Source organism: Acidimicrobiales bacterium (genome assembly GCA_035546775.1).
Lineage (GTDB): Bacteria > Actinomycetota > Acidimicrobiia > Acidimicrobiales > JACCXE01 > JACCXE01.
Genome location: DASZWD010000034.1, coordinates 56208 through 62391 on the forward strand (window position 1 = coordinate 56208; position 6184 = coordinate 62391).

Annotated in this window: 4 protein-coding genes and 1 tRNA gene; all 5 read left to right on the forward strand. The window is 67.3% G+C overall.

Annotation, left to right across the window (positions count from 1 at the left end):
• Positions 1 to 21: 21 nt before the first annotated feature.
• Complete coding sequence (locus VHC63_08635) at positions 22 to 765, forward strand: ABC transporter ATP-binding protein (GenBank protein ID HVV36656.1); 744 nt, start codon at positions 22 to 24, stop codon at positions 763 to 765.
• Positions 766 to 767: 2 nt separating this feature from the next.
• Positions 768 to 3323, forward strand: a complete 2556-nt coding sequence (locus tag VHC63_08640; protein HVV36657.1) for an FtsX-like permease family protein — start codon at positions 768 to 770, stop codon at positions 3321 to 3323.
• 85 nt (positions 3324 to 3408) lie between these two features.
• Positions 3409 to 3609, forward strand: a complete 201-nt coding sequence (locus tag VHC63_08645) for a hypothetical protein (protein ID HVV36658.1) — start codon at positions 3409 to 3411, stop codon at positions 3607 to 3609.
• 58 nt (positions 3610 to 3667) lie between these two features.
• A tRNA-Ala gene (locus VHC63_08650) sits at positions 3668 to 3741 on the forward strand.
• A 160-nt stretch (positions 3742 to 3901) separates the two neighbouring features.
• A partial coding sequence (leuS, locus tag VHC63_08655) for a leucine--tRNA ligase (protein ID HVV36659.1) occupies positions 3902 to 6184 on the forward strand: 2283 nt, incomplete at its 3' end.

The window sequence follows — 6184 nt, forward strand, 5'->3', positions numbered from 1 at the left end:
CGGCCGGTAGTGTGCGCGGGCGTGCCCGCCACCACGTACGCCTCGCGTGCCGTAGACGCCGTCAAGGTCTACGGCTCCGGTTCGACCGAAGTCACGGCTCTCGACGGCTTGAGCGTCGACTTCGAACACGGCGTGTTCAGCGCGCTGATGGGTCCATCGGGGTCCGGCAAGTCGACGCTGCTGCACTGCCTCGCCGGCCTCGACCGGCTCACCTCCGGACAGGCGCTGCTCGACGAAGTCGACCTCACGACGCTCGAGGAGCGGCGCCTGACTGAGATGCGCCGCGACAAGGTCGGCTTCATCTTCCAGGGCTTCAATCTCATCCCGACGCTGACGGCGCTCGAGAACATCACGCTGCCGTCCAAGCTCGCCCGCCGGGAGTATGACGGCGCGTGGCTCGACAAGATCGTCGACACGGTGGGCCTGCGGGCGCGCCTGAGCCACCGGCCGACGGAGCTCAGCGGCGGTGAGCAGCAGCGCGTCGCCGCGGCGCGAGCCCTGCTGGGCCGCCCGGCCGTTATCTTCGCCGACGAGCCGACGGGCAACCTCGACACGCGCACGGGTGCGGCGTTGCTGTCGTTCCTGCGCGACGCCGTGGCCGATCTCGGACAGACGATCGTTATGGTCACCCACGACCCGATCGCCGCCAGTTACGCCGGCCGCGTCGTGTTCATGGCGGACGGCCACGTGGTCGACGAGCTGCAGAAACCGACGGCCGAGAAGGTCATCGACAAGATGCGCACCCTCGACGTCGCGAAGGCGTAGCGGTGTTCCGCGCCACGATCAAAGGGCTGCTCGCGTACAAGCTGCGGCTGGCGCTGACGGCGATCGCCGTCGTGCTCGGCGTGAGCTTCGTCGTGGGCACCTACGTGCTGAGCGACACGATCACCGGGTTTTTCGACAAGACCTTCGCCGAGGCCAACAAGGGCACCGACATCGTCGTGTCGACCGGCAGCGCCGGTGGCGCGATCCAGGACGCCAGCGACACGCTCGACACCGAGAACATCAGCGCCGCGGTGTTCGACACCGTCAAACACGTGGCCGGCGTCGAGGTCGCCGAGGGCAACGTTCAGGGCCCCGCGCAAATGCTCGACAAGAAAGGCAAGCCCTACGGCGGCCTCGGTCCACCGACGCTCGGATTGTCATGGGCCACGTATGCGCCGTTCTCGCCCCTACGCCTGCGATCGGGTCGGGCGCCGAAGGGGCCCGACGACGTGGTGATCGACGCCGTGTCGGCCCGCAAGATGGGCTACGCCGTCGGTGACGAGATCAAGGTCATCCCGAATGGACCGGTCCGCACGTTCAGCATCGTGGGCATCGTCGGGTTCGGCAAGGCCGACAATCTCGGCGGCGCCACGATCGTGTCGTGGTCGCTACCGGTGGCGCAGGAGGTGTTCAAGAAGGGGACGGCCTACGACGGGATCGACGTGAAGGTGGCGCCGGGACACACGGTCAACGACGTCATCGCTTCGATCCAGGATGCGATCGGTCCGCACTACAAGGTGCAGTCCGGCGCGGCGTCGGCGAAGGAGGGTGCCGACGCCATCAACCAAGGCGTGAAGATCTTCACCACGGGGATCCTGTTCTTCGCCGGCATCGCGTTGTTCGTCGGCGCGTTCATCATCGCCAACACGTTCTCGATCATCGTCGCCCAGCGCTCGCGCGAGCTGGCGTTGCTGCGCTCGATCGGCGCCAGTCGCACACAGATCCTGTTGTCGGTGCTCATCGAAGCCGCCGTTGTCGGCGTCGTCGCCTCCGCGGTCGGCATCGTTGCCGGCCTCGGTATCGGTGCCGGATTGCGGGCCCTCGTCAACGCGCTCAGCGGCGGCGGCGGACTCCCGGGCGCCTACGCCGGTCTCAAGGCGCGCACCATCCTCCTCGGGTTCGCCGTGGGCACGATTACCACGCTGGTCTCCGCCCTGTTCCCGGCGCTGCGGGCGTCGCGCCAGCCGCCGATCGCCGCGCTGCGTCAGGAGACGCATGTCGCGGCGTCGCACTTCACGGTGCGCCGACTCGCCATCGGTGTCGTCGCGTCCGCCGTCGCCGTCGCCTTGTTGGGCTACGGCATGTACGGCAACGACGTCGCCCTGCGCTTCCTCTGGATCGTGCTCGGCGCCTTTGGCGTCTTCCTCGGCATCGCCATGCTGAGCCCGCTCGTCGTGCGGCCCATCGCCGGTTTGCTCGGCGCACCGATGGCACGCGCCAGCATGCCCGGAACGCTGGCGCGCGAGAACTCGCGCCGAAATCCGCAGCGCACGGCGTCGACCGCCGCAGCCCTCATGATCGGAATCGCGGTGGTGGCCGCCGTCGCCACGCTGGGATCGTCGATCGACAAGTCGCTCCACGTCGTGCTCGACCGCACCGTGAAAGCACAGGTGATCGTCAACAACAACCAGGGGCCGATCGATCCGGCCGTCGAGCAGCGCGTCATGACCGACCGAGACGTCGCCGACGCCGTGCCCCTGCGCTACAACGAGTTCAAGTACGCCGGCAAGAAGCGCACGCTGTTGGCGATGCCGCCCGACAAGGTGGCCAAGGTGTTCGATCTCGAAGTGCAGCAGGGGTCCTTCGCCGATCTGGCGCCGGGTGGCGTGCTGCTGCACAAGGACATCGCCAAGACGCTGCACAAGCGGGTCGGCGACACGTTGTCGATGGGCTTCCCCGGCGCGTTACGCAACGAGGTCGTGCGCGGCATCTTCGGCAACAACCAGGTCACCAACGCCAGCTACATGATCTCCCTGGCCGAGTACCAGCAGGTGTACACGGAGCAGGAGGACGCCATCGTTTTCGTGGTGACGAAACCGGGAGCGTCGCCTTCCGTCGTCGCCCACCGCCTCGACACCGAACTGAAGCCTGACTACCCCCAGATCGACGTGCTCGACCAGAAGGGCTTCGCCGATCAGCAAGCGGGCCAGATCCGCGGTCTGCTCAACGTGGTGTCGGCCATGCTCCTGCTGTCGATCATCATCGCCCTGCTCGGGATCGCCAACACCCTGGCGCTGTCGGTGTTCGAACGCACCCGCGAGATCGGCCTGCTACGCGCCATCGGCACGAGTCGCCGCCAGACGCGGCGGATGATCCGCTACGAGTCGATCATCATCGCCGTGCTCGGCGCCACGCTTGGCATCGTGATCGGGCTCGCCTTCGGGAGCGCCGCCGTCGGCGCTCTCCGTGACTCGGGCCTGACGCAGCTGTCGTTCCCCGTCGGCACGGTGATCGTCGTGCTGTTGCTTTCGGGGTTCGCCGGGGTGGGCGCGGCGTTCTTCCCGGCGCGCCGCGCCGCCAATCTCAACGTGCTCGACGCCATCGCCGCGGCCGAATAGCGCCAGATTTCCCCCTCCGGTCCGTTGTTCGTCCGTGCGACGGAAACTTGTGATTGGGGCGCTCTTCGCGCTGGGGGCTGCAGTGGTGCCGACCACGCTGGGTTCGGGAGCGGCGAGCGAGGCGCTGAACTTGCCGTGCGGAACGGGGGCACTCGGCATTGCGTGTTCGGGCGTCGAGACGGTCTACGGGCTGGCGTGCGGCGGCTTGCCGACCCAAGTGCCGACCATCGAGTTCGTGACCATCAACCTGGAGAATCCGCCCGCCGTAGAGTGCCCGACGCTCTAGCTCCGGGCGCGACAGCTACGTGCATCGAACCTGACCGCGCTATCTTTGGCGACTCCAAGGGCCTGTGGCGCAGTCCGGTAGCGCACTTGACTGGCAGTCAAGGGGCCACGGGTTCAAATCCCGTCAGGTCCACAATGGAAGAGAAAGACGCCCACGAGAGTGGGCGTCTTTCTTATTGGGCGAGCCTACGACCGCGACGCGCGCGGCGGCCGACGCGTCACGACCTCTAACGGCGAAACGGCTTCGTACGGCGTTGCCAAGCCTCATACGATTGGCTGGCAATGGTGGCCGAATGAACGAAGAAGCGATTCCCGACGAAAGGCCTTTCCGGTACGACGCGCGCGCTGCCGAGCTTTTCGAGCACAAGTGGCAGTCCTACTGGACCAACCACAACACGTGGGAGGTGCCGAACCCTTCGGGGCCGCTGAGCGACGGGTGGGACGCGGTCGCCGACCGACCCAAGCAGTTCATCCTCGACATGTTCCCGTACCCGTCGGGCTCGGGCCTGCATGTCGGCCACCCGCTGGGCTACATCGGCACCGACGTCTACGGGCGCTACCTGCGGATGAAAGGCTTCAACGTCGTCCACACGATCGGCTACGACGCCTTCGGCCTGCCCGCCGAGCAGTACGCGGTGGAGACGGGTCAGCACCCGCGCATCACCACCGAGAACAACATCAACAACATGCGCCGGCAGTTGCAGCGCCTGGGTCTGGCCCACGACGAGCGGCGCGCCGTGAGCACGACCGATCCCGCGTTCGTGCGCTGGACGCAGTGGATCTTCCTGCAGATCTACAACGCCTACTGCAACGACGAAGGCGTGGCCCGTCCGATCGCCGAGAAGATCGCCGAGTTGGAACAGCAACCCGGCTGGGCCGATAAGTCCCCAAAGCAAAAGGCCGAGGAGATCGACTCGTACCGCTTGGTGTACCGCACCGAGGCGATGGTCAACTGGTGCCCCGGGCTGGGCACGGTGCTGGCCAACGAAGAGGTCACGCCCGACGGGCGCTCCGACCGCGGCAACTTTCCCGTCTACAAGCGGCCGCTGACGCAGTGGATGATGCGCATCACCGCGTACGCCGATCGCCTGCTCGACGACCTCGAGGCGCTGGACTGGCCCGAACCGGTGAAGCTGATGCAGCGCAACTGGATCGGCCGCTCGACGGGCGCCCACGTCGACTTCGCCACCAGTGCCGGGCCGATCAAGGTCTTCACCACGCGTCCCGACACGCTGTTCGGCGCGACCTTCATGGTGTTGGCGCCTGAACACGCGCTGGTCGACGCGCTGACGACCGACGCGCAGCGCGCCGAGGTCGACGCCTACCGCGCCGCGGCCGAGAAAACGACCGAGCAGGAACGCACCGCCGAGTCGCGCGAGAAGACCGGTGTGTTCATCGGCGCCTACGCCACCAACCCCGTCAACGGCCAAGAGATCCCGATCTACATCGCCGACTACGTGCTGGCCGGCTACGGCACGGGGGCGATCATGGCGGTGCCCGCCGAAGACGAACGCGACTTTGCCTTCGCCGCCAAGTACGGGCTGCCGGTGATCCGCACCGTGCAGCCGCCCACGGACTGGCCCGACGACCAGGCGTATACCGGCGACGGCGTCAGCATCAACAGCGAGTTCCTCAACGGGATGGCGATGGCCGAGGCCAAGGCCACGATCATCCGGTGGCTCGAGGAACGCGGCGTCGGCACCGGTGCCGTCACCACGAAGCTGCGCGACTGGTTGTTCAGCCGCCAGCGCTACTGGGGCGAGCCGTTCCCGATCGTGTACGACACCGACGGCGTCGCTCATCCGCTGCCCGAGTCGATGCTGCCCGTCGAGCTGCCCGAGCTGGACGACTTCGCGCCCCGCAGCCGGCCCGACGATCCCGACGCCCAACCCGAGCCGCCGCTGTCGCGCTCGCCCGAATGGGTCAACGTGGAGTTGGACCTGGGCGACGGCCCCAAGCCGTATCTGCGCGAGACCAACACCATGCCGCAGTGGGCCGGTAGCTGCTGGTACTACCTGCGCTACCTGGACCCGACCAACGAGAACGCCTTCGTCGATCCGGCCACCGAGCGGTACTGGATGGGCTCGTCGGGCACCGCCGGCGGCGTGGATCTCTACGTCGGCGGCGTCGAGCACGCGGTGCTGCACCTGCTGTACGCCCGGTTCTGGCACAAGGTGCTGTTCGACCTCGGCCACGTGTCGACGCCCGAGCCGTTCCAGCGCCTGTTCAACCAGGGGATGATCCAGGCCGCCGCCTACACCGACGAGCGCGGCATGTACGTCAACGCGCACGACGTCGTCGAAGAAGCCGACGGCACCTTCACGCTGAACGGCGTCAAGAAGGTCAACCGCGAGTTCGGCAAGATGGGCAAGAGTCTCAAGAACTCGGTGACGCCCGACGAGATCTACGCGTCCTATGGCGCCGACACGCTGCGCGTCTACGAGATGGCGATGGGTCCGCTGGACGCCTCACGACCCTGGCGTTCCGACGACATCGTCGGCGCCCACCGCCTGCTGCAGCGGGCGTGGCGAGCCATCGTGTCGGAGGCGACGGGCGAGCTGGTCGTCACCGACGAC